The organism is Arenibacter algicola, from assembly GCF_000733925.1.
Lineage (GTDB): Bacteria > Bacteroidota > Bacteroidia > Flavobacteriales > Flavobacteriaceae > Arenibacter > Arenibacter algicola.
Window position 1 is genome coordinate 1,712,605 of sequence record NZ_JPOO01000001.1, and the last position, 24,071, is coordinate 1,736,675.

12 protein-coding genes are annotated in these 24,071 nt (G+C 40.3%); 9 read left to right on the plus strand and 3 right to left on the minus strand.

The window, feature by feature from the left end; translation table 11 throughout:
• Positions 1–1,080: 1,080 nt before the first annotated feature.
• Positions 1,081–1,404, plus strand: a complete 324-nt coding sequence (locus U735_RS0107395) for a GIY-YIG nuclease family protein (protein ID WP_031443212.1) — start codon at positions 1,081–1,083, stop codon at positions 1,402–1,404.
• A 349-nt stretch (positions 1,405–1,753) separates the two neighbouring features.
• On the opposite strand, the gene U735_RS0107400 is transcribed toward U735_RS0107395, so the two are convergent.
• The gene (locus U735_RS0107400) at positions 1,754–3,070 is read right to left on the minus strand and encodes an IS110 family RNA-guided transposase (RefSeq protein ID WP_031443213.1); all 1,317 of its coding nucleotides are present in this window, start codon (positions 3,068–3,070) and stop codon (positions 1,754–1,756) included.
• A 575-nt stretch (positions 3,071–3,645) separates the two neighbouring features.
• On the opposite strand from U735_RS0107400, the gene U735_RS0107405 reads away from it, so the two are divergent.
• Positions 3,646–6,414 (plus strand): alpha-L-rhamnosidase, encoded by a 2,769-nt coding sequence (locus U735_RS0107405; protein WP_051891906.1) that lies wholly within the window; start codon positions 3,646–3,648, stop codon positions 6,412–6,414.
• Between the two features lie 319 nt (positions 6,415–6,733).
• Here the strand turns inward: U735_RS0107405 and U735_RS0107410 are convergent, their stop codons facing one another.
• On the minus strand, positions 6,734–7,309 hold the full coding sequence (locus tag U735_RS0107410) for an RNA polymerase sigma factor (RefSeq protein ID WP_031443215.1): 576 nt from the start codon (positions 7,307–7,309) through the stop codon (positions 6,734–6,736).
• A gap of 504 nt (positions 7,310–7,813) precedes the next feature.
• Between U735_RS0107410 and U735_RS0107415 the strand changes: the two genes are divergently transcribed.
• Positions 7,814–8,896, plus strand: coding sequence for a FecR family protein (locus U735_RS0107415; RefSeq protein WP_031443216.1), 1,083 nt, complete (start codon positions 7,814–7,816; stop codon positions 8,894–8,896).
• Positions 8,897–8,923: 27 nt separating this feature from the next.
• Here the strand turns inward: U735_RS0107415 and U735_RS0107420 are convergent.
• Positions 8,924–10,098 (minus strand): IS3 family transposase gene (locus U735_RS0107420; protein ID WP_232233195.1). Its coding sequence is split into 2 segments (ribosomal slippage): positions 8,924–9,843 and positions 9,843–10,098, totalling 1,176 coding nucleotides; the frame shifts between segments, so codons are not numbered across the junction.
• A 328-nt stretch (positions 10,099–10,426) separates the two neighbouring features.
• On the opposite strand from U735_RS0107420, the gene U735_RS0107430 reads away from it, so the two are divergent.
• The 6 genes from U735_RS0107430 to U735_RS0107455 all read left to right on the plus strand — a co-directional run bounded on the left by U735_RS0107430 (position 10,427) and on the right by U735_RS0107455 (position 24,070).
• Positions 10,427–13,831, plus strand: a complete 3,405-nt coding sequence (locus tag U735_RS0107430; RefSeq protein WP_051891908.1) for a SusC/RagA family TonB-linked outer membrane protein — start codon at positions 10,427–10,429, stop codon at positions 13,829–13,831.
• 18 nt (positions 13,832–13,849) lie between these two features.
• Complete coding sequence (locus U735_RS0107435) at positions 13,850–15,352, plus strand: RagB/SusD family nutrient uptake outer membrane protein (protein WP_031443218.1); 1,503 nt, start codon at positions 13,850–13,852, stop codon at positions 15,350–15,352.
• Between the two features lie 112 nt (positions 15,353–15,464).
• A complete protein-coding gene (locus U735_RS0107440) occupies positions 15,465–18,302 on the plus strand; it encodes a DUF1549 domain-containing protein (RefSeq protein WP_031443219.1) in 2,838 nt (945 codons plus the stop codon).
• Positions 18,303–18,310: 8 nt separating this feature from the next.
• Positions 18,311–19,762 carry a DUF1501 domain-containing protein gene (locus tag U735_RS0107445; protein ID WP_031443220.1) on the plus strand — a complete coding sequence of 484 codons (1,452 nt, stop codon included), beginning with the start codon at positions 18,311–18,313 and terminating at the stop codon, positions 19,760–19,762.
• Positions 19,763–19,782: 20 nt separating this feature from the next.
• A complete protein-coding gene (locus tag U735_RS0107450) occupies positions 19,783–22,605 on the plus strand; it encodes a DUF1553 domain-containing protein (RefSeq protein WP_051891909.1) in 2,823 nt (940 codons plus the stop codon).
• Between the two features lie 10 nt (positions 22,606–22,615).
• Positions 22,616–24,070, plus strand: coding sequence for a DUF1501 domain-containing protein (locus U735_RS0107455; RefSeq protein WP_031443222.1), 1,455 nt, complete (start codon positions 22,616–22,618; stop codon positions 24,068–24,070).
• The last annotated feature ends 1 nt before the right edge of the window (position 24,071 follow it).

A 24,071-nucleotide genomic window follows, 5' to 3' on the forward strand; every position in this document is an offset into this window, starting at 1 on the left:
TTAATAGTCTCAATATGAATGATATGAATTGGTAACGATAGTCACTTCGACAGAGTCCCTTTTCGGGACGACGAGAAGTCACACATACTGGCCGGGAGCTAGATAGATGTGCGATTTCTCATATGCATTCGAAATGACGATCTGGAAACCTTCAGTTTATAACTCATACCTTTAACTGTCTCTCTACCTGTATCATATTTGATATTTACCCCAAAATCAAATTTTTAAAATAATGTCATTTTATCCGCTTGAAAAATAAAATTTCTTGGGTCTCGACCTGACAAACCTAGACTGGGTTAAACCTGATAAACCCGGGCTCCGCTATCCAAACAACATCAACCTAAACAATTAATTGTATTTAACTTTATGGACCTAATTATTTTCAAGGCAGTCAATTAATCCAGGTTACTATTTTTGTCACCTCGCGCTTTTCTATTGTTTATTCTGGGATGTCTACTGTCACCTCGAGCGGAGTCGAGAGGTTATCGGAAGAGAGGTTATAGGTAGTTGTATCTTTAGATTGAGGTCTCGACTCCGCTCGACCTGACAATCCTAGACTGGGTTAAACCTGATAAACCCGGGCTCCGTTCATTCAGATATAACTATACTCGGCTCTACCCAACACACCTAGACTATAAATCTCAACAGAGAATCATTGACATATGTGTCATGAATAGTCATTATTCCAAAAAAGAATACTAACTTAATCAGCAGCAATGTCCGGTCGAGCGGAGTCGAGACCTATTCAACCCGAGCATTATGAAATAATGACTTAGGTATTACCTGACTAGTTCAGGAATTATAGACCCTATAATCATGGACATATGTGTCATGAATAGGCATTATTCCAAATAAGAATATTAACTTAATCAGCAGCAATGTCCGGTCGAGCGGAGTCGAGACCTATTCAACCCGAGCATTATGAAATCATGACTTAGGTATTACCTGACTAGTTCAGGAATTATAGACCCTATAATCATAGATATTTGTGTAATCAATCCGCATTAATTCAAAAAAGAATACTAACTTAATCAGCAGCAATGTCCGTAGCGGAGTCGAGACCTATTCAACCCGATCATTATGAAATTTTATTATGTGTACATATTGCTTTGTTCTGATGGGTTAACCTATACCGGCATAACAAATAACCTGGCAAGAAGAATCCAAGAGCACCAAATGGGATTGAATAGAACTTGTTTTACATATAAAAGGAGGCCGGTCAAATTAATCTTTGAGCAAGAATTCAATGATGTTAAACAAGCCATATATTTTGAAAAAAAATTAAAAAAATGGAGTGGTAAAAAGAAACTGGCATTGGCCAGGGGCCAATATGATGTCCTACAGCTACTAGCGGAATGCAGAAACGGAACACATTCCGATAATAAACCTGAAAATGATGGTTAATGAGGTCTCGACTCCGCTCGACCTGACAAACCTCGTCTCCTCTCGACCTGACAATCCTAGACTGGGCTAAACCTGATAAACCCGGGCTCCGCTATCCAAACAACATCAACCTAAACAATTAATTGTATTTAACTTCAAGGACCGATGCCATGGTCTAAATTACTTGCAAGGCAGTCAATTAATCCAGGTTACTATTTTTGTCACCTCGCGCTTTTCTATTGTTTATTCTGGGATGTCTACGGTCACCTCGAGCGGAGTCGAGAGGTTATAGGTAGTTGTATCTTTAGATTGAGGTCTCTCCCGATAACCATCGGGATCCGCTACCATTGACGTCTATCATAGAAAACTGTTAATCAGCACTTTGCATTTTCAATGGAGTTATCCCCAACCCTAGTTCTTGTGCCATTCTTGTTACCGCCCTTTGTTTGTTCAAGAGCATTTTCTCTTGGTATTTTTGGATACCGTTCTCCACATACTCCAGTCCCTTTACAAACAATTTCCAGTACAGTTCGGCCAATTTCCTGGCCACTGCCTTTATGGCCACCAATCCTCCCTTTTTGGCCCGTATCTTTCTGCCGAAAGCGCCCAATGCAATGTGCTTGCTGTTGAGCAGGCCTACTGCTGCCTGTTTGAAGATCAGACCTGCCCTTGGGGCTCCCTTGGGTTTGTAATTGCGTTTCATTTTTCCCGAATTGTGTTGTTTTGGGGCAAGCCCCAACCAAGAGGTGAAATGTTTTTCCGATTTCCATTTCCCAAGATCGGTGCCCACCTCCGAAAGCAGTTGCATCCAGTTATAATCTGTAATTCCGGGAAGGACGGTAGCATCCTTTCCCTCAAAGATCCCCAACAAGTGTCCTCCCATATTCTCTATATCCGGTCTATTGTGACGGATTGCTTTTCTTGTTCCCTTGGACCTTGGCTTTGGTGTACCGTCCAGGTCCATCTTCTTCAACACCTCCTCCAGCTTTATGTCGCACATGGCAATTTGTTCCCCATAGAAATCATAACAGGCCACGGCTTGGCCCAGTTCGAACAATGCGGCTTCCGAATAATGCCCCTTTAATGATCTTATCACCCATTCCTTTTTTGTTTTAAGTATCCTTTGATCACATAGCAATGCCAGTTTTTCGGCATTCCTTTCGCCTGATAGGATAGCGCGGACAATCCGCATCCCACTTGTCCCGTGGATCTGGCTTATTACTTCCTTCAGCCGGATATTCATCAGTATCAATGCCTTTTGCATATGGCCGATGTGCATCGCACCACTACGGATGTGGTCCTCGCGAAGGCGTTGATAGGCGCGCAGTTCCTGTATCCGGATATCGGGCACGAAACATTTGTTCAGCAGCCCATAACTATGTAATTGCTGTATCCATTGGCAATCCTTTACGTCGGTCTTTCTGCCGGGAACCTGTTTGGTGCCCGCTCCATCGACCAGCCAAACATCCAGACCTTGGGACACCAGTATATCGTACAAAATGACCCAATAGACGCCCGTAGCCTCCATGGCCACAGTTTCTATGCCATGGGCCACCAGATAAACGCCCAGAGCCTCCAGGTCCTGGGTAAAGGTATCGAAGCTTTTTACAGGCAGGTCCTCGATACTCACATACACTTTTTTTGCCCCAATGTCGATACCTGCGGCATGGGTTCTGATCTTTTTCATAGCTATATGATTATAAAACCAAATTGCCTTCAAAAAAAACAAGCTTGCAAGACTACCATACGGACATCAATTATAGAAATTGAGTACCAGATTCGCTTTCCAAATTTTTGAAAATCATGCTCGAACACAGGTAAATAACACTATTCCGACTACGATTATTTTGCAATTCGGTAGATTATGATCCAATTTACGTCATTATTACCGCTTGAAAAATAAAATTTCTTGGGTCTCAACCTGACAAACCCCGACTCCTCTTGACCGTACAAACCCCGACTCCGCTAGACCTGACAATCCTAGACTGGATTAAACCTGATAAACCTCGGCTACGCTATCCACACATCATCAACCTAAACAATTAATTGTATCTAACTTTATGGACCTAATTATTTTCAAGGCAGTCAATTGATCCAGATCAATGCTTCTGTCCCCTGTACCGTGCTGCAAATAGCGATGGTTTAACCCCGCCTGGCTATAAGAGCAGGCTAAAACAGCACAGTACAGGATGCGTTTATTTGGAATGGGGGGTATTATTGTTTTATAAGACCATATTTTATAATTTCTAAGGCAGAATATCCATGAAGACCAGACTTACGCTCCTTTTTATTATCCTCTTTACAGTAGGCAATTCCTATTCCCAAAACGGGGATTCAAAAGCCCTTTCCATACATGAGCCTAGGGTGGAATATCACGAAAATCCAGAAGGCATCGATGTGCTGCAACCCCGATTTAGTTGGATATTAAAGGGGGAAGGTAGAAACAGGGCACAATCGGCCTATCAAATTACAGTGGCTTCTTCCTTGGAAAAACTTTCTCAGGACCAGACCGATATTTGGGATAGCGGCAAGGTGATTTCCAACCACACCAATCAAATCGTATACGAAGGCATTCCGCTGGTGTCCGCCACCAAATATTATTGGAAAGTACGGGTTTGGGACGAATCGGATATAATTTCCACCTGGAGCACTCCTGCCTACTGGTCCATGGGTCTATTAAAATTTTCCAATTGGCAAGGACTCTTTATAGGCCATGATGTGGGTTATAATAAGGCCGATAAATACGATAGTCTATACCTGCCACCTGCCCGCTACCTGCGCAAATCCTTTAATTTGAACAAGAAAATAAAAAAGGCAACGGCCTATACTACTGCCTTGGGACTTTATGAACTGCGCTTAAACGGCAACAAAGTAGGGGAGGCCAATTTTTTACCGGGATGGACGGACTATGACAAACGATTATACTACCAAACATTCGATGTTACCAATAACCTATGGGAAGGGGAGAATGTAATAGGAGCGGTTATTGCCGATGGTTGGTATGCTGGCTACATCGGTTATGCCCTGTTGGTGCGTTTGGATAAGGTACGGGAGTTCTATGGGGTAAATCCATCTTTTATGGGGCAAATACAGATTGAATATGAAGATGGCAGTATGGAGACCATTGCTTCGGACCAAACGTGGAAATCCAACCAAGGAGCCATCCGGGAGGCGGATATCATTATGGGCGAGACCTATGACGCCCGCTTGGAAAATACAGGCTGGGATGCGCCCAACTTTGATGATAGTCAATGGAAAAGGCCTAAAGTCTACACCTATCCCAATGGAAAACTGGAAGCCTATCCCGGAACCCAGGTCAAGAATACGGAGATATTGAAGCCCATAGCAATGACAGAACCAAGTCCGGGAACCTATGTCTTTGATCTTGGAAAGAACATTGCCGGTATTGCCGAACTCAAGGTACAGGGACCCAAGGGCACAAAGGTCCAACTCCGCTTTGGGGAAATTTTAAAGAGCGATGGTCAGATACAGACCGAAAACTTACGACAGGCAAGGGCTACCGATACCTATATTTTGAAAGGGGAAGGCTTGGAAGTATGGAAGCCAAAATTCACCTATCACGGCTTTCAATATGTTGAAGTCACCGGATTCCCGGGTAAGCCCACTCTGGAGATCATTACGGGCCACGTTTTGAGTTCTATAGAGACCAATGCCAGTACTTTTGGTTCTTCCAATGCCATGAACAATACGCTTTTCAAAAATATCAAAACCACCCAAAGTGCCAATTTCTTTGAAATACCTACAGATTGTCCGCAAAGGGATGAACGTTTGGGATGGACGGGAGATGCCGAGATCTACATGCGTTCTGCTACCTATAATGCCGATGTAGCAGCCTTTATGACCAAGTTTTTGATCGATTTGGATGATGCCCAACGCTGGTATGGGGCCTATCCCAACTTTGCGCCTTTTCCGTACTCAAGGCCAAATCAATACGCCCCTGCTTGGATGGATGCTGGGGTTATTATTCCTTACAATATGTACAAGGTCTATAATGATACCCGCATTGTAGAATATATGTACAAGGGGATGGAAAAATTTATGCAGTTTCAGGAAGATGCCAGCACCGATTATTTAAGGCCTGGCGGAGGAAATAATTGGGGGGATTGGCTTGCCGTCAACGAAGAGACCAGTCACGATTTTATTGGCGCTTCCTTTTACGGATATGATGCAAAACTGATGGCGGAAATGGCAGAAGCATTGGGAAAAACCGAAGATGCCGCAAAGTACGGCAAGCTCTTTGAAAATATTAAAAAGGCCTTTGCACAGAAATATATTTTGGACGACGGCCGCACTTCCGAAGATACACAGACCAGCTATGCGCTGGCTCTTTGTTTTAATTTGTACCCCAGGGATCTGGCACCAAAAGGAGCTGCTATATTGGCGGAAAAAATAGAAAAAAACGGATTTAAATTCTCAACGGGATTCCTAGGAACAAAACACGTAATGTTGGCCTTGTCCAAATATGGTTATGACGATATCTCCTATAAAATTTTCCAGCAGACCGAATATCCCAGTTGGGGATATTCCGTGGAAAATGGAAGCACCTCCATATGGGAGCGATGGAACAGTTATACCAAGGATGATGCGGAGAACTCCGACCTCAATGCCAAGATGAATTCCTTTAGCCACTATGCATTTGGTTCGGTGGCGGAATGGATGTTTCAACATGCCATAGGCATAGATATCGAGGATGACGGCTATCGCAATATCATCATAAAACCATCCATTAGTAAGGAGATGGATTATATAAATGGGAGTTATAAAAGTATATGCGGCACTATATCATCGGCTTGGAACTGGAAAGGGAAGGAAGTGCTAATGAATATCGAAATTCCTGTGAACACCACAGCCAAAGTTCATATTCCCACTGCGGAGATATCCAGCATTAAGGAAGGAAATAAAACATTATCCAAGGTGGCATCCGTTACTATTTTGGAATCCAACGATCAGGAAACCATACTTGAAATTGGTTCGGGAACCTATTCCTTTAGGGTGAAGGGGGTAAGGTAAGTTTTTTGGTGGAAATTTGTGCCAGAGTAGAGTCAGATACCTTGATAATGTGTGAGTAAATAATTATCACTGATACAATATTAATTATCTGTTAGAAATTATTGCTCGTCGGATTAAGATAAACTTGTTTTGTTGTTGTCCATATCTTGTGTATTGCCTGAAAATTATTGCGAAATAAGACGGGATACCATATAAATTAACTAGGCTGTGTTTTAAGGGAGTCATTCAGTCTTAAAAAAAGTTTGTTTAATACTTGAAAATGAGACAATTAAATAATGTAATCCATCCTATCGTAAGCTCCTTCCTAAATATGTTTTCGTCAATTGTTAGTACAACTTGTTTGGAAATATATAAAAAGTATTAATTCTTCATTCTCGAACCCTTTACGAATTTTTTTGAATGCTATTCCCATTTGGGATTCCACAGTTTTAATGGAAATACCTAACCTCTTAGCTATCTCTTTATTTTTTAAACCATCTCTTTTGCTAAGCAGCAAAATTTCCCTACATCGACATGGTAATTCTTCTATCAACTTATTGATTTTTTCCAATTTATACTGTTGAGATGATAAATCTTCTTCAATCTGATCTTGAAGAATTTCATATTTAAGGTCATCTACAGATCCTTCTATTTTTTTAATTTTTCGAACACTTTGCATACATTCATTGTAAACTGATCTATATAAATACGCTTTTATAGAGGTGTTTACATTCAACTCTGTACGTTTAGTCCAAAGCTTAATAAATATAGTTTGAACAATATCTTCGGCATCTGGCAGCCGGCTAGAAAACTGCAAGGCATAAACACATAATGGTCTGTAGTGCAAATCGAAAAGTATTTTTAGGGCATGGTTATCATTTTGTTGTATACATTCCCATATTTCTTCCTCACTCATTCTTAACCATTAATTATTTTTAACATTAATAAATAGTGCCAACATGCATGAAAATTAAGACTAATACTGTGGATATTATAATTATTCTGCAAAAAAATTATTGATGAACATGCATGAATTCAAATTTTTATAGTCCCAAATGACCTGCACAAATAGTTCTAATACTGTACTTAATATTAATTTTATACAATTTGAAAGCTTAATCGTAACCACGAACCTAAACCAGGAATATAATTAGCAATAACATAACGAAGCATAGGGCAAATATGAGTTCCATAAATTTCAAAAGTTTCTTAATCGAAGCCTAGATTAAGCACCCTGTAGCCGTTATTTTATCAATTATTTGGTTCAACTTCCTATATATGGGCTGTTATTTGCAAAACTAACATACATTGAAAATTGGGAGTTTTTATAATAATATCAAAAAAAAAACAAAATTTTTTTAGGGGTATATTATTTTTTAAGCATCATACTTAAGAATGTAATAAATAAAACTTCAGTATATTGAAAACTTTAGTGATTAAATACTTTACTAATACAATCTCGGAGGAAGAATTGCTTTCTCTGAAGATATGGTTGAAAAAACCGGAAAACAGAGCCTATTTTAAGGAAATCATACAATCCAATCAAGAGTTAGACCTCGCGTTTAGACAAATTGATACTGAGAAGGCGTATCGCCATATTATAGATGAAACATCAGAAAAAGAAAGTATAATTCGTAATGTATATATCCCTGTACTAAAATACGCCGCGGTAATAATACTACTATTAGCCACTACCTTCTTAATATACACTAATGTAGATTTAGTCCAAAAAGCAGAGACGAATACTGATACCAATACGCCTAAATCTCAACAATCCCAAATTACCTTAGAATTAGGTGATGGTAGCGTTGAAATTCTTAATGAAAACATAAACCAAACAATTTCTAATAAGCAAGGTAGCGCTATAGTGGCTAAACAAGAAAAAGATAAACTTAAATATGAGTCTGTTGGTGCCAATAATAAAGAATTAATTTATAATAGATTGACAGTACCTTTTGGAAAGCGTTTTGAGATTGAGCTATCAGATGGTACAGTGGTACAACTTAATTCAGGGACAATACTGAAATACCCCGTGACTTTTACAGATCCCAATAGCAGGGATGTTTTTCTGGAAGGTGAAGCATTTTTTACTGTTCAGGAAAATCCAGATCATCCTTTTATAGTCCATACGAAAAAAATGAATGTTCGTGTTCTTGGAACAAAGTTCAATGTTTCCAGTTATGAAAATGAAGACACTTCTTCAGCAGTATTATTAGAGGGAAGTGTAAAGGTATTTAAACCAAATGAAAAGGATAATCTAGAGGTTGGTACAATAATATCTCCTAAACAGCAGGCAGTCATTCAAAATGGCGAGTTTTCAGTGCAAGAAGTTGATGTGCAAAAATATATAGCTTGGACAAAAGGAATATTATACTTTGATAATGACAGATTCGCAGATATTGTGAAGGAACTTGAAAGGCATTATAACTTAAAAATTCTAAATAATTATCAGGAATTGCAAAGCGTACGCTATACGGGTACATTTCAGTACAAAACTATTTGAACTTGCAACAAAAAACGGGACAAAAAGTTAAGCTACATTTTTAAATTGCATTATTTGTTCAAATTCTAGTATTGTGCGGTTACCCAGAGCTGAATGTCTTCTGTTTCGGTTATACCAGGTTTCTATCCACTCGAACACAGATATAGCGGCCTGTTCTTTTCTCTTATAACGGGTCCTGTATATGAGTTCTACCTTTATGGATTTAAAGAAGCTTTCCGCAACGGCATTGTCCCAACAGTTCCCTTTCCTGCTCATACTCTGCTGAACTCCTTCATAACTGCCCAATAGGTTTCTAAAGGCATTGCAGGCATATTGTACGCCCCTATCCGAATGGAATATCAATTTTCCCGAAAGCGGTCTGTTTTTAACAGCCATTCTCCATGCGGCCATACAAGTGTTTGCGGCACTCAGATCGCTACTGAGTGACCAACCTATGACCTTACGGTCGAAAAGGTCAATAATTATCGTTAAGTAAAGCCATCCCCTCCCGGTCTTTATGTAGGTGATGTCCGATACCCAGGCCCGGGCCTTAGCTTGCGCTGAAAAGTTTCTGTCCAATTTATTTTCTGCTACCGGATATTTGTGTTTGGAATCGGTGGTGACCACAAACTTTTTAGCATGCACGGCCCGTATACCTTTTTGTTTCATCAGCCGGGCCACCCGTGGCCTGGACACATCGAATCCTTGGGCCCTGAGCTCATCGGTTATCCGCGGGCTTCCGTAGGTCGCCTTACTTTTCTGGTGTATCCGCCCAATTTGAAAAAGTAGCATCCGGTTCTCATTGTCCCGGTCGCAAGGAAGCATTCTTTGACTTCTGTAAAACCCACTTTTGCTCACTTTAAAAACTTTGCACATCTTCCCAACATGAAATTCCAATCGGTGGTCCTTCATGAATTTGTAGATTTCCTGTCGCTCGCGGAGAAGATGCCTATCGCCTTTTTTAAGATATCCCGCTCCATGGTTACATCGGCGAGCTCCCTTTTTAACCTGGCAACTTCTTTTGCTTCCGGGGTGAGCTGTTTATTCCCGTTGCCACTAAAGGACAGGGAAGGATCATGGGCAAACTCTCGTCTCCAGCGATAGAGAAGTTCCGATCTGACACCCAGTTCACGGGCAATATCGTTCACATTGCCACGAACGTGGCTCAATTCCACCGCCTTTTGTTTAAATTCTTTACTGTAGATTCTTCTGTTTTCTTTCATCGTTTTAACAAGTTAAGGATTTTTCAATATTGCCCTTAACTAAGTGTCCCAACAAATGTAGCAAGACCAATTTCCCAAGTTTTGGAAGTGTTTAAAAGGAATACAAAATTCGAATATGAATTAAATAACGATACGATTACTATAGAACCAAGTTTATAGTTAAAAGATAAAATCAAGACCATCCTAAACACTCAATAAAATACCCGTGCCAATGAATTAGACCACATTAGAAAATTGATAAAAAATCGGGAAATGCGTCAACATTTCCCGATCAATAAATTTGATTTTACATCAGTCCTTTTAACCAACTAAAAAATCATTCAAAATTATGAAAAAAACCAATGCCAAGGAATTGTCCTATGGAACAATTCCGAAACTCGATTTAAAAATGCGGATAACCTTCCTTCTCCTAATTGTCACATTTTTTCAACTTAAGGCCAGTTCGGGATATGGCCAAAAGACCATAATCAGTCTTAACTTAACAGAAGTCCCAATTAAAGCAGCATTCGCTGAAATAGAGAGTTTAACAGAATTTAGATTTTTTTATAAAAATATCGATTTGGATTTGAATCGCAAGGTAACTTTAAAATTCAAAAAAAAACCCATCAATTCAATTTTAGAAGAGCTCTTTAAAGATCAAAAAATCGACTTCGAAGTTTTTGATACTCAAATAGTTCTAAAAAAATCCTCGGAGAGAACTAATACACTCCAAAAATCAAATTCAACTACAACACAGCCTCAACAATTTAAAGTGAATGGAACCATTACTGACGATAGCGGCACTCCTTTACCAGGTGCAACTATTGTTGAAAAGGGCACATTAAATGGAACGCAGTCGGATTTTGATGGTAATTACGATTTAGAGGTAAACAATGACGCCATTTTAATAATTTCCTATATCGGATTTGTGACCAAAGAGATATCCGTAGGCACACAACAGACTATAAACGTAACACTCTCAGAAAATACCGCAGCTCTTGATGAAGTTGTGGTCGTAGGATATGGTACCAAAAGAAAGAAAGATATTATATCCGCAGTTTCCGTAGTGGACCTTGAAGAAGTAGCGGATGTTCCGGCTGCTGGTATTTCAAGGTTATTATTGGGGCAGGCTCCTGGTGTTAACGTGGCATCTAGTTCAGGACGTCCTGGCCAGAATCTTGATATTTCCATTAGAGGTTTAGGGTCACTTGGTGCAGGAAATGATCCGCTATGGGTAATTGATGGTTTTCCTCTTGAATCATCCGATGGTTTAAATCCTAATGAAATAGAATCTATTTCTATATTGAAAGATGCGGCTTCAACAGCAATATACGGGGCAAGAGGCTCAAATGGTGTTATTCTCGTTACAACCAAAAAAGGAAAAGTAGGTAAGACCAGTGTCACATTAGATGTTACTACCGGTTTTCAGAATGTTCCGAAAGATCGTAGAGTTGATATGATGAATGCCGTGGAATTTGGAGAATTTCAAAAATCAAGTTGGATTGATCGATACATTGCCAGTAATGGATCGGAACCTTCCGAAAGTGAAATTCCAGAAGGTATTCGTAATCCGGAGAATAACACAATATCCACGGATTGGATGGATGAGATATTGGCTAATAGTCCCTTGTTTACGAAATACGATCTTTCAATCGCATCAGGTAACGAAAAGACACAGTCATTAATAACCTTAGGCTATATGGATCAAGATGGGGTTGTTATCAAAACAAATTTTGAACGTTTCAATGTAAGGGCTAAAATCGACAATAAGATTACTGATAACATCACCGTTGGGCTGAATTTATCCGGATCCAGGACAAATGAACGAATTATTGGTGCCGGAAATAGACATACCCCTGTGGGACTTGCATTATGGGTAGACCCTCGGGAACCTGTTTATAATGAAGATGGAAGTTTTAATGCCTATTTAGGTGATAAGGATACTCCAGGTGATTTGATTTTTAATAGTGCCAATCCTGTACAGATCTTGCATGAACAAAAAACCACTCTCAACACAAACAGGCTGCTAGCCAACAGTTACGCAGAGTTCAAGTTTTTAAAGGATTTTACATTCAAATCAACTCTTAATGCAAGTTTGGTGAATTCTAGATATAATCAGTTTACGCCATCGACCTTGTCAGGCTTTTCTTGGAATCAGCCTGCACCAAATAACGCTGTCCTAAACGAGCGATATGACGAAACCTTCAATTGGTCTGCAGACCAACTGCTTTCCTATTCAAAGGTATTAAACGAAGTTCACAATGTTAACGCCTTATTAGGGTATACTTCACAGGAGTCTACTTTTCGGGCTATTGGAGGAAATGGATCAAAATTTCCCGATGATGATGTTCGATTTTTGCAACAGGCCGAATCTATTGGAGTGGATTCTCAAGAATCCAGTTGGAGTCTTTTAGCCTATTTTGCGCAGATCAACTATACTTTTAAAAATAAATATTTAGTTTCTGCTACATATCGTAGGGAAGGAAGTTCAAGGTTTGGCTCTAACAATAGATGGGGTAATTTTCCAGCTATTTCAGCAGGTTGGAGAATTTCTGAAGAGGCACCTTTGAAAGATACATCATGGCTGAATGATTTAAAGCTACGAGCAAGTTTTGGTGCCACGGGAAACAATGATATTGGTAATTATCCTAGTTTATCAACTCTTTCAACTACGAACTATATTTTTGGGGGGAGTTTTCAACCTGGTAAGATCCTAAACTCACTATCCAATCCGAACCTCGGTTGGGAGAAATCCGAACAATTTGATTATGGTATCGACTTAACAATGTTCAACAATCGCCTAAGCTTTGTAGCGGAATATTATAAAAAAACTACCACTGACATGCTTTTACCAGTGAATATACCTGTAATAACTGGTTTTGAGACCACCTTTACGAATATTGGTAAAGTAGAAAATACAGGTATTGAATTAGGGTTGAATTATAGAACTAATATTACCGAAGACTTAAAGTTCCGTAGTAATTTCAATATTTCGTTCAATAAAAACAAGGTACTCGAAATAGATGGGGATAACGACGAAATCAGAACTGGTGGTATTTATGGTGCACATCATGTTTCTCAGGTAGGCAGGCCCATTGCTATGTTGCATGGCTTTAGAAACCTTGGAGTGTTCCAATCTCAGGCGGAAATTGATGCATCACCTATTCAGGATGGTGCTGTACCAGGTTCGTTCAAGTATTGGGATGCTAATGGAGATGGTGAGGTTACATATGATTTTCAAGATTTTGTTGAAATTGGTAATCCACATCCAGAATTCGTTTATGCTTTCAATATGGGGCTTGATTACAAAGCGTTTGATTTGAATGTAGTTTTCACTGGAGCACAAAACTATGAAGTTTTTACAGAAATAGAACATACCACAATGAATATGGACGGAGTATTCAATGTAGAGGTGAGAGCAGCGGATAGATTTAGGTATACTACCATGTCTGGTGATGCAGGTCCTACTTCCAATTTTTGGAAATGGGAACGTGAAGGGAACAGTTGGTATATTTCAGACGCTAGCCATGTATGGTTGAGAAGTTTATCCTTAGGTTATACTATTCCTACCAATGAAAATTCCTTTGTTGACGGAGTCAGAGTTTATGTTAATGGGGACAACCTTCTCCTCTTTACGGGTTATGAATATGGTAATCCTCAACCCAATGATCGTGGTGAGTTAAGGCCTGGAGTGGATGAAACACCATACCCGCTAGCACGTACAGTTTCTCTGGGAGCAACATTCAAATTTTAATATTTAAAAAACTACAGAATGAAAAATTTAATCAAGATATTTATAAGTTTATCGGTGGTTTTGTCCATGTTTTCGTGTAGCGATGATTTTTTGGACAAACCTAACCCTAATCAATTAGGGGAAAGCAGTTTTTATCAAAACGAAAAGCAAGTGACTCAAGCTATTGTCGGAGTATATGGACAATTGCAGAATATTACAGGTAATCAGTGGCTTTACAGCGAGATGATCACAGACAACACCACTGTTCACTTTGATGAAGGGAATAGGGGGAATGCACCCAATATTGAATCCTTTGAATACTGGCAGTATAATTCCGGTACCGGTAGAATGTATGACCTCTATAGAGATACATACAACGCCATGGGAAATATCAACTTAACTTTGGCCAAACTAGAGGAAGCAGACATAGATGCTAGCGCAAAGTCCCAATTCGAAGGAGAGTTGCGATTTTTTAGAGCATATTATTACTTTCTTTTAACCCAATATTATGGTGATGTAGTTCTTATTACCGAACCATTAACTAATCCTTCCGCTGCCTTTGAATTAGAGCGATCCCCAATTTCAGCCGTCTATGCTCAAATTGAAAGTGATCTAGATATTGCAATAGCGTCGTTACCTATCACCACTGTTGCCGGAAGATTGACAAAGGGTGCTGCACTTACACTTTCTGGTAAATTTTGGTTAACAAGAAAAGATTATGCAATGGCTAAGACAGTTCTTGATCAAGTCGTAAATTCTAACCTATACGACTTATTGCCCGATTATGCCGATGTTTTTGACCCCAATAACAAAAACCATATTGAATCTATTTTTGAAGTACAATTTCAAGGAGGAAATGATCTAGGAGAACAAAGCGGATTCATTTATAATTTTTACCCTAAGTTTACAAATGGTGAGGTCACAGGCTTCCCTGGAATAAGCGGAGGTGGATGGAATATTCCTACATTGGATATCATTGGAGATTATGAGGATGGTGATTTACGCAAGTCCATTTCATTGAGCGAAGGGTATACCAATATGAATACTGGAGATTTTGTCGCAATTCCCTTTATAGAAAAGTTTCGTTATGAACATTCCATTCAAGGCCGTCCCGATAATAATTGGCCTATTTACAGATATGCTGATGTATTATTAATGCTTGCCGAAGCAATCAATGAGCAGTCTGGGCCAAATGATGTGGCTTATGGTTATCTTAACCAAGTAAGAGATAGAGCGGATTTACTCCCTGTCTCGGGGCTTTCCCAAGATGAGTTCAGAACAGTCTTACTTCATGAAAGAAGGATTGAATTAGCATTTGAAAATCATCGTTGGTTTGACTTGAGAAGAACCTTGAGTACTACAGAACTTGTTGCACATTTAAATGCCCACGGGGCCTCGGAAAAAGCCAACCAAACAACTCCTAGGGGGTCGGTAGGATTTTCAGCTGGGGATTATATATTTGACACACATGAAATATTATTTCCCATACCAGAAAGGGAGCGGGTTGTAAATCCAGAGTTAGGGCAAAACGAAGGATATTAAAATTATACCTCGAACTAAAGAACATTGGCTGATTTTAGTATTCAGGACCACATTGATGTATTGTTGGACCTGAATACTATTGCCATTGGCATTTTAAAGATTAACACAATAGATGGAAGATATTAATTGGATATTTCAGCTTTTAGGCCGCTTGCATCCCTTGTTAGTGCATTTCCCGATAGGATTGTTGGTTGTAGCCTTTATTTTTGAACTATTTACGATTGGAGGAAAACGCCAAGGATTGCGGGATGGAATTTATTGGATGCTTATTGTTGGAGCGGCCACGGCTACAATTGCCGCTTTAATGGGCTGGTTGCTTGGTACATACGATGATTATACCGGCGACTTAGTGTCCTACCATCAATATACAGGACTGGCGACTGCCTTTTTTGCCGTTGCAACATTATTATTACTACGAAATGTGGTAAATAAAAAATTGCATGATTATCGTATATATCGATTAGGACTTTTCTTAACTGTCTTTTTCCTTTCCATTGCAGGACATTTAGGGGCAAGCCTCACCCACGGCGAAGACTATCTTACGAGTGTCCTACCCGGCAATAACAATACTTATGACAATAGTAAATCACTGGCCCTACTTACAGAGTTAAAAAAAACGGATTCATTGTCGTTGGAGCAGAAGGACAAACTGAACCTGGAGGTTCGTGCTATTTTTGCCCATAATTGCTATCAATGCCATAGTGAGAATAAGCAAAAAGGTGAATTAATGTTGGACAGCAAAGAAGGAGTTTTCAAAGGAGGGGAATCTGGACTGGTTGTTGTTGCCGGAAAACCTGCAGAAAGTGAATTATATAAAAGGATAACGCTATCGCCGAATGATGACAACGTTATGCCAAAAAAAGGAAAGGTGCTAAAAGAAAATGAAATTTCGTTGATCAAATTATGGATACAAAACGGAGCCCATTGGACCGATCAAGCTTTAAAAGTATTTCCAGAAGCAGAGTTGGCCCTTGAAAAACCTGATCTGCCAAAAACTGAAATTCAGACCCACCCAGTAGACAAATTAATCGAATCGTACTTTGAAAAAAATAACATTGACTGGCCTGAGGTGGTTGATGACAGGACATTTATTAGACGTTCTTACATGGATATAATCGGGCTACTTCCGGAGCCAAAGGACCTAGAAGAATTCGTAGTTGATCCCAACCCCAACAAAAGAGATGTACTAATAGATGAGCTGCTCAATGACACCCATAATTACACCCAAAATTGGTTAAGTTTTTGGAACGATCTTTTACGTAACGATTATAGCGGAACCGGATTCATAACCGGAGGAAGAAAACAGATCACCCAATGGTTATATGCCTCCTTGGAAGAAAATAAGTCCTATGATAAAATGGTGAAGGAACTGGTGAATCCGACAGAGGTATCTGAGGGTTTTATAAAAGGAATTGAATGGAGAGGAGTAGTCAATGCCAGTCAGCGCACCGAAATGCAGGCAGCCCAAAACATTGGTCAGTCTTTAATGGGTGTTAATGTAAAATGTGCTTCATGCCATAATAGCTTTGTAAGTAATCTGACCTTAGAACAATCCTATGGTTTTGCATCTATTTTTGCCGACTCCGTAATGGAATTGAACCGTTGTGACAAACCTATTGGTAAAATGGCAAAGGTGAATTTCCTTTATCCCGAATTGGGCGATGTGGAAGCGGAAAGTCTTAAAGAACGATTACTTAAACTATCGGAGGTGATCGTAAAACCTGAAAATGGCAGGTTGTACCGAACCATTACCAATCGATTTTGGGACCGTTTGATGGGCAGGGGCATTATCGAACCATTGGATGAGATGGACCATGAGCCTTGGGACGCAGATCTGCTAGATTGGTTGGCATCCGATTTTGTGGAATCCGGTTACGACCTTAAACATTTGATCAAACGGATAATGACCTCCAAGGTGTATCAATTTCCTAACGTCAACTATAAAAATATAGAGGATGTTAAGTCAAATTATGTATTTAAGGGGCCAATTCTTAAGCGCATGAGTGCTGAACAATTCTCTGACGCCGTAAGCCAATTGATCAAACCAGTGTATGCCGCCGTAGCCTATAACCCAAAAGGTAATGCGCTGCCATCCTCCAGGGTCTGGCATAGGGAAATAAAGTTCGACCGTGATGTACTGCCCGAACCCGGTAAAAGATACTTTAGAAAGACGTTCTCACTCCATGACAAACCTATAGCGAGTGCAGCCGTCCTGATTTCCGTAGATCATTCATATACGCTTTACATCAATGAAAAAAAGATATCAGAGGGAACGGATTGGACGAAAGTGGATAAACTGAAGGTACAAAACGCTTTGACCAAAGGAACAAATACAATCGCTATCGAAGGTGTTAATGAAGGGAATATTGCAAATCCAGCTGGAATACTGTTCTCCATGAAAATAAGTTATGCAGATGGCAGTAAGATGATTTTGAATTCCGATAGCAGTTGGAAAAGTACGGCCATCAAACCAAATGAAGATTGGACAAGTGCCGGATATAATGATTATGCATGGAAGGAAGTCCGCAATTACGGTACGTCAAATTGGGGCAATCTGATAGATTTTACTTTTGATGACCATGACGGGGAATTTGCCAGGGCCAGCCTTGTGGAGCAGCACCCGTTCCTGAAAGCTTTGGGGCGACCAAGTAGGGAAAATGTAACCACTTCACGTGACGAACAGGCCACTTTATTGCAGGCCTTGGAATTGACCAATGGAGAGTTTTTCAACAACGTTCTCGAAGAGGGAGCAATTATATGGCTTGAAAGGTACGGAGGTGATAGTGAAAAAATTGTAGAGGAACTCTATCAGAAATCGTTGGGCAGGGAAGCCAGTGATCAAGAAAAGAAAATAATGATTTCAGTATTGGGGAGCGAACCAAAAAAAGAGGCCTTACAGGATTTGTTTTGGTCAACCTTGATATCTCCTGAATTTCAATTTATCAATTAAACCCGGCAATGGATAAACTAAACGCCCGTAGGGATTTTATAAAAAAAATGACGGCTGCCAGTTTGGCCGCCTCAGCAACAACCATACCAATGGCCAGCTTTTTAAGCTCGTGCACTAACCCGGTTCCGAAGATCCCATCTACGGCAGATACAGTTATTTTGTTGTGGATGGCCGGAGGAATGGCCCACACGGAAACCTTCGACCCCAAGGCCTATGTCCCTTATGAGAAAGGAGTTGAAAGTAAAAGGGTATTAAGTACTTTTCCGAAGGTGCCCACCATAGTGGCCGGTCTCGATTTTTCGAAGGGACTGGAATCAATTGCAGGAGTAATGGATAAAGGTGCCATCATTCGTTCATATAAATCTGCTGATCTTGGTTCTATATTGCACACAAGACATCAGTATCATTGGCATACCTGTTACGAGCCGCCACAGTCTGTACAGGCTCCGCATATTGGTGCATGGATAGCTAAGGAACTTGGGCCAGCCAACCCCGTTATTCCTCCATTCATTGCAATGGGACAGCGATTTACTGTTGGAGAGGCTGAAGAATTGAAAGCTTTTCATTCAGCTGGATTCCTAGGAAGTGAATTTGGCCCATTCCTGATACCAGACCCATCTTCTGGTTTGGACAGTGTTAGACCTCCACAAGGGATGTCATTAAAAAGGTTCGAGGCCCGTTATAAGCTATTTAAGGAATTGGCCAACAAGAGCAAGGTCATGGAGAAGGGTAGCGATTACCAGCGCGAGTCCTTGATGCGTTCCATGGAATCATCGTATCGGTTGCTAAATTCCCCGGAGGCCAAAGTATTTGATCTGAGCCAAGAACCAAAGGAGGTGTACGACACCTATAATACGGGAAGATTCGGTTTGGGATGCCTTCTCGCCAAAAGGCTGGCCATGAACGGTGGTAGGTTCATAAGTGTCTCCACCGAATACGAACCGTTCCTTGGTTGGGATACGCACGAAAATGGACATACCCGTGCAGCGAAGATGAAAGAGCTCATTGACAGGCCAGTTGCCCAGTTGATCAAGGATCTGGATGAAAGTGGTCATTTGGACAGGACGTTGATTATTTTGGCCAGTGAGTTCAGCCGAGATGCAATTATGGAAGGTCGCCCTGGCGAGCCTGTTAAAGACCAAGTAGATCAACCGGATATAATTGAAGATGAGAAATTCTATGGGATGCACAGACATTTTACTGATGGTAGTTCTATACTGATGTGGGGCGGGGGGATCAAAAAGGGCCTCGTATATGGTAAAACGGCCGATGAAAGACCTTGTTCCTCAATTGAAAATCCTGTGGTAATTGATCAAGTACATCAGAGCATATATCATGCCCTGGGAATACACCCGGAAACACATTATACGATAGAAGGAAGGCCATTTTACACGACCCCGGACGGGCATGGAACCCCTATACTAGATTTATTTGGTAATCCAATAGCTAGGACAACATAAAACCTTAAAGGCATTTATTAATGAGATATATTTACACATTACAAAAGATAAAATTTATTGCTACCAATAGCTTATATACACTTTCTTGGGTTTTGACCATCCTATTTTTAGGATCCTGTAATGACTCATCAAACAATGAAATAAGTTTTAATCGCGATGTTCGCCCCATCTTAAATAACAAATGTTTAAGATGTCATGGAGGAGTCAAAGCTAGCGGGGAGTTTAGTTTATTATTCGAAGAGGATGCTTTTAGTGAAACTCAATCTGGCAAACCTGCCATTGTGCGGGGAAATCATGAAAAAAGTGAACTATATAGAAGATTGGTGTCCAAAGATCCAGAGATTAGAATGCCGTTTGAGTCTCCACAACTCTCACAGGAAGAAATTGATATCTTGGCTAAATGGATCGATCAAGGGGCGAAATGGGAAAAACACTGGGCCTATATTCCGCCTAAAGAAAACATCATTCCCCCTGTTGTCGCGGATAGTGGTTGGTCCAATAATTCAATAGATCAATTTGTATTTTCCAAATTAAATAAAAAGGGACTATCTCCTTCAACGAGAGCAGACAAGAATACCTTGTTAAGAAGGCTTTATTTGGATCTAACGGGACTTCCTCCGACCGTTGAACAGGCCAAGACCTTTTTAGAGGATAATTCTTCCGATGCATACAAAAAATTGGTAGATGAATTATTGAGGTCTCCGCATTTCGGTGAAAGATGGGCCAGTATGTGGTTGGATCTGGCACGATATGCAGATTCCAAAGGATTTGAAAAGGATACCAACAGGGAAATTTGGAAATTCCGGGATTGGGTAATAACCGCCTTTAACAAAGACATGCCTTTTGATCAATTTTCTGTTGAACAGTTGGCGGGAGATCTGTTACCCGAACCAACCCAGGAGCAGTTGATTGCAACGGCCTTTCACAGAAATACACTTGCCAATGACGAAGGTGGAACGGATAATGAAGAATTCAGAGTGGCCTCTGTTGTAGACAGGGTATCAACAACCTACGAAGTATGGCAAGGAACTACAATGGCTTGCGTTCAATGTCATAGTCACCCATATGACCCTTTTAGGCATGAGGAGTTTTACGAATCCATGGCTTTTTTTAATAATGCGGTTGATGACGATTCGTATTTTGAACGTCCCAAACTTTTTACCTATTCCCATGAGAATAAAAAAGAAGTAGAAGGCCTTTTGGAATATATAAATGGTCATTTGTCTGCAAATGACAAACAGACTGCAAAGCCACGTTTCTTGTATGATCAAAAAGAGGCCTTGTTAACGCATCTGGGATATCGGTTTGTAGAAGCGGAAGCATTTGATAAAACCAGTCCATTTATTGAGTTGGATGGGAGCTTAAATTTTTTATGGCAGATCCAGGATAGTTCGTGGGCGAGCTATAATAATGTGGATTTGAGGAAAGTTAATAAAATGGGCTTTTTGGCCTCTGCTTCCCTTGATTATGCAGGGGATATTTCCATTCATTTGGATTCCCTTAATGGAAAAAAAATTGGGGAAGTGCGCATTAGCAGTACGGAAAGTTCCAATCGTGAGGAAAACGGGTTGAAATTAAAGGAGTTTATCGCGGATATACCGGAGATTACAAGTGAACATGATGTTTATTTACAGTTCCACAAAGGCGACAGCTACGTAGCTCATCTTTTCTATTTGGATAAGATTTTCTATTATGAAAAAGAACCTCTTATGGAGAAATATAATAAGGAAATTAAACAAAAACTAGGGGAACTTGCCCAAATCCCAACGACAAGTACTCCCATAATCCAAGAACTGCAAGAAGACAAAGCCCGTAAAACTTTTGTATTTGACCGTGGTAGTTGGCTAAATTTAGGGGAAGAGGTCAATGTGGGGATTCCAAATATCTATGATATACCGGAAACTGAAGAGCCGAGTAATAGGTTGGAATTTGCCAAGTGGATGGTAAGTGATAAAAACCCGCTTTCCGCACGCGTTTTGGTAAATCGTTTTTGGGAACAGATCTTTGGCAGGGGCTTAGTCGAGTCTATGGAGGAATTTGGTTCGCAGGGTAAAAATCCAAGTCATCCGGAGTTGTTGGATTGGTTGGCAGTAAAACTAATGAAGGAATATAATTGGCAGATAAAACTTTTGTTGCGCGACTTTGTTCTTTCGGCAACATATCAACAATCATCTATTGTTAGCGCCAAACAATTAGAATTGGACCCAAGTAATAACTATCTTTCCAGAGGGTCGCGAAAACGTCTATCTGCTGAGCAGATCCGTGATGAAATCCTGTTGGTGAGCGGCTTGTTGAATAAAACGATCGGAGGGCCAAGTGTAATAAATTCAGATGTTGAAATCGCAGGTGGGTGGAACACCCTTCCTGATTACGTTATAAAAGGTGATGAAGCTAAGTATAGGCGCTCGCTATATACCTTTTGGAAACGGGTCAACCCACCAATGAACATGATTGTATTCGATAGTCCGGATAGGTCGGCTTGTGTTTCCAGTCGTGTACTGACTAATACACCTTTACAGGCCCTTAGCTTGTTAAATGACAAAACTTTCTTTGAAGCATCGCAGGAATTGGCAAAACAGATGTTCGAGGCTGATAATCAGCTAAAAAATCAAATAAAATTTGGGTATTTTAAAGTAATGAACAAAGACATAGAAGAAGACAAATTGTTAGAATTGTCCAAACTCTATAATGATGCATTATTGCATTATGAAAATAATACAGGAACTATAGAATTTCCCGAGGCTGCATTGCACTATTCAGGAAAAAACAAGTATAAGTTGGCGGCACTGACCATGGTGGCCAATGTATTCTTGAATATGGATGAATTTATTGTTAAAGTATAATTTATTTATTATGAATATTTTAGACGAGGCTCATTATCGGGAGAGCGAATATAATACCCGGAGGCACTTCTTAAAAAACTGTATTTCAGGCATGGGAGCGTTAACACTAGGTTCTATGTTAGGTGGAGATTTGTTTGCCAACAATTCAACTGCCCTAATGTCCGAGGGCCGAATCCCACATTTTTTGCCCAGAGTAAAGCATGTTATCTATTTGCACATGGCTGGCGGACCTTCACAGTTAGAACTATTTGATTATAAACCGGTGCTAAATACCTTAGATGGACAGGATTGTCCTCCATCCTTGTTGGAAGGCAAACGGTTTGCATTTATTAGAGGTACTCCTAAAATGCTGGGCTCTCAGGCCAGTTTTAAACAGTACGGAGAATCCCGTACTTGGATATCAAATTACTTGCCAAATTTTGCAAAGGTGGTCGATGAAGTTAGTTTTCTAAAAGCAGTTCATACAGATGAGTTTAACCATGCCCCAGCACAGTTTTTAATGCAGACGGGATCACCCAGACAAGGAAGACCGTCAATTGGTAGTTGGGCAACATATGGGCTGGGTTCCTCCAATGAAGACTTGCCCGGTTTCATTGTTTTGCTTTCCGGAGGGGTGGTCACCGGAGGGAAACGTCTATGGGGAAGTGGATTTCTACCTAGTGTATATCAAGGTGTACAATGTCAATCAAAAGGACCCGCGGTTAGAAACCTACAAAACCCGAAGGGCGTCGATGCGGAATTAAGAAAGCGATCCGTTGATGCCATAAATAAAATAAATGAACTAGAATATCAAGAATCCCAAGATCCTGAAATTTTAACTCGAATGTCACAATATGAGTTGGCGTTTAAAATGCAAACATCAGTACCAGGTGTTATGAGTATAGATGATGAACCTGATTATATCAAAAAGTTATATGGAGTAACGCCAGGGGAAAGCTCCTTTGCAAATAATTGTCTTCTAGCAAGGAGGTTGGTAGAAAATGGGGTGCGTTTTGTTCAGCTTTATGACGAAGGTTGGGATACACATGGAGTTGGAGCTGGCAATGGGGTGGATGTTGGTTTAAACTCGAAATGTAGTCGTATAGACCAGAGTATGACAGCTCTTCTTACCGATTTAAAACAAAGGGGGCTTTTGGAAGAAACCCTGATTGTTTGGGGCGGGGAGTTTGGCAGAACTCCTATGATGGAGGCCAGGTCGGGGCAAGGTTTCTATGGGCGGGACCACCATGCAGAGGCCTTTACCATGTGGATGGCAGGAGGAGGAATTAAGAAAGGGACCACCTTTGGCGAAACTGATGAGATAGGATATTCGGCAATAAGAGATAAGGTTCATGTTCATGACGTACAGGCAACAATTCTTAACCAATTGGGTTTGGATCACGAAAGGCTTACGTACCATTTTCAAGGTAGGGATTTTAGACTTACAGATGTAAGCGGACATGTAGTAAAAGATATTTTAACATAGT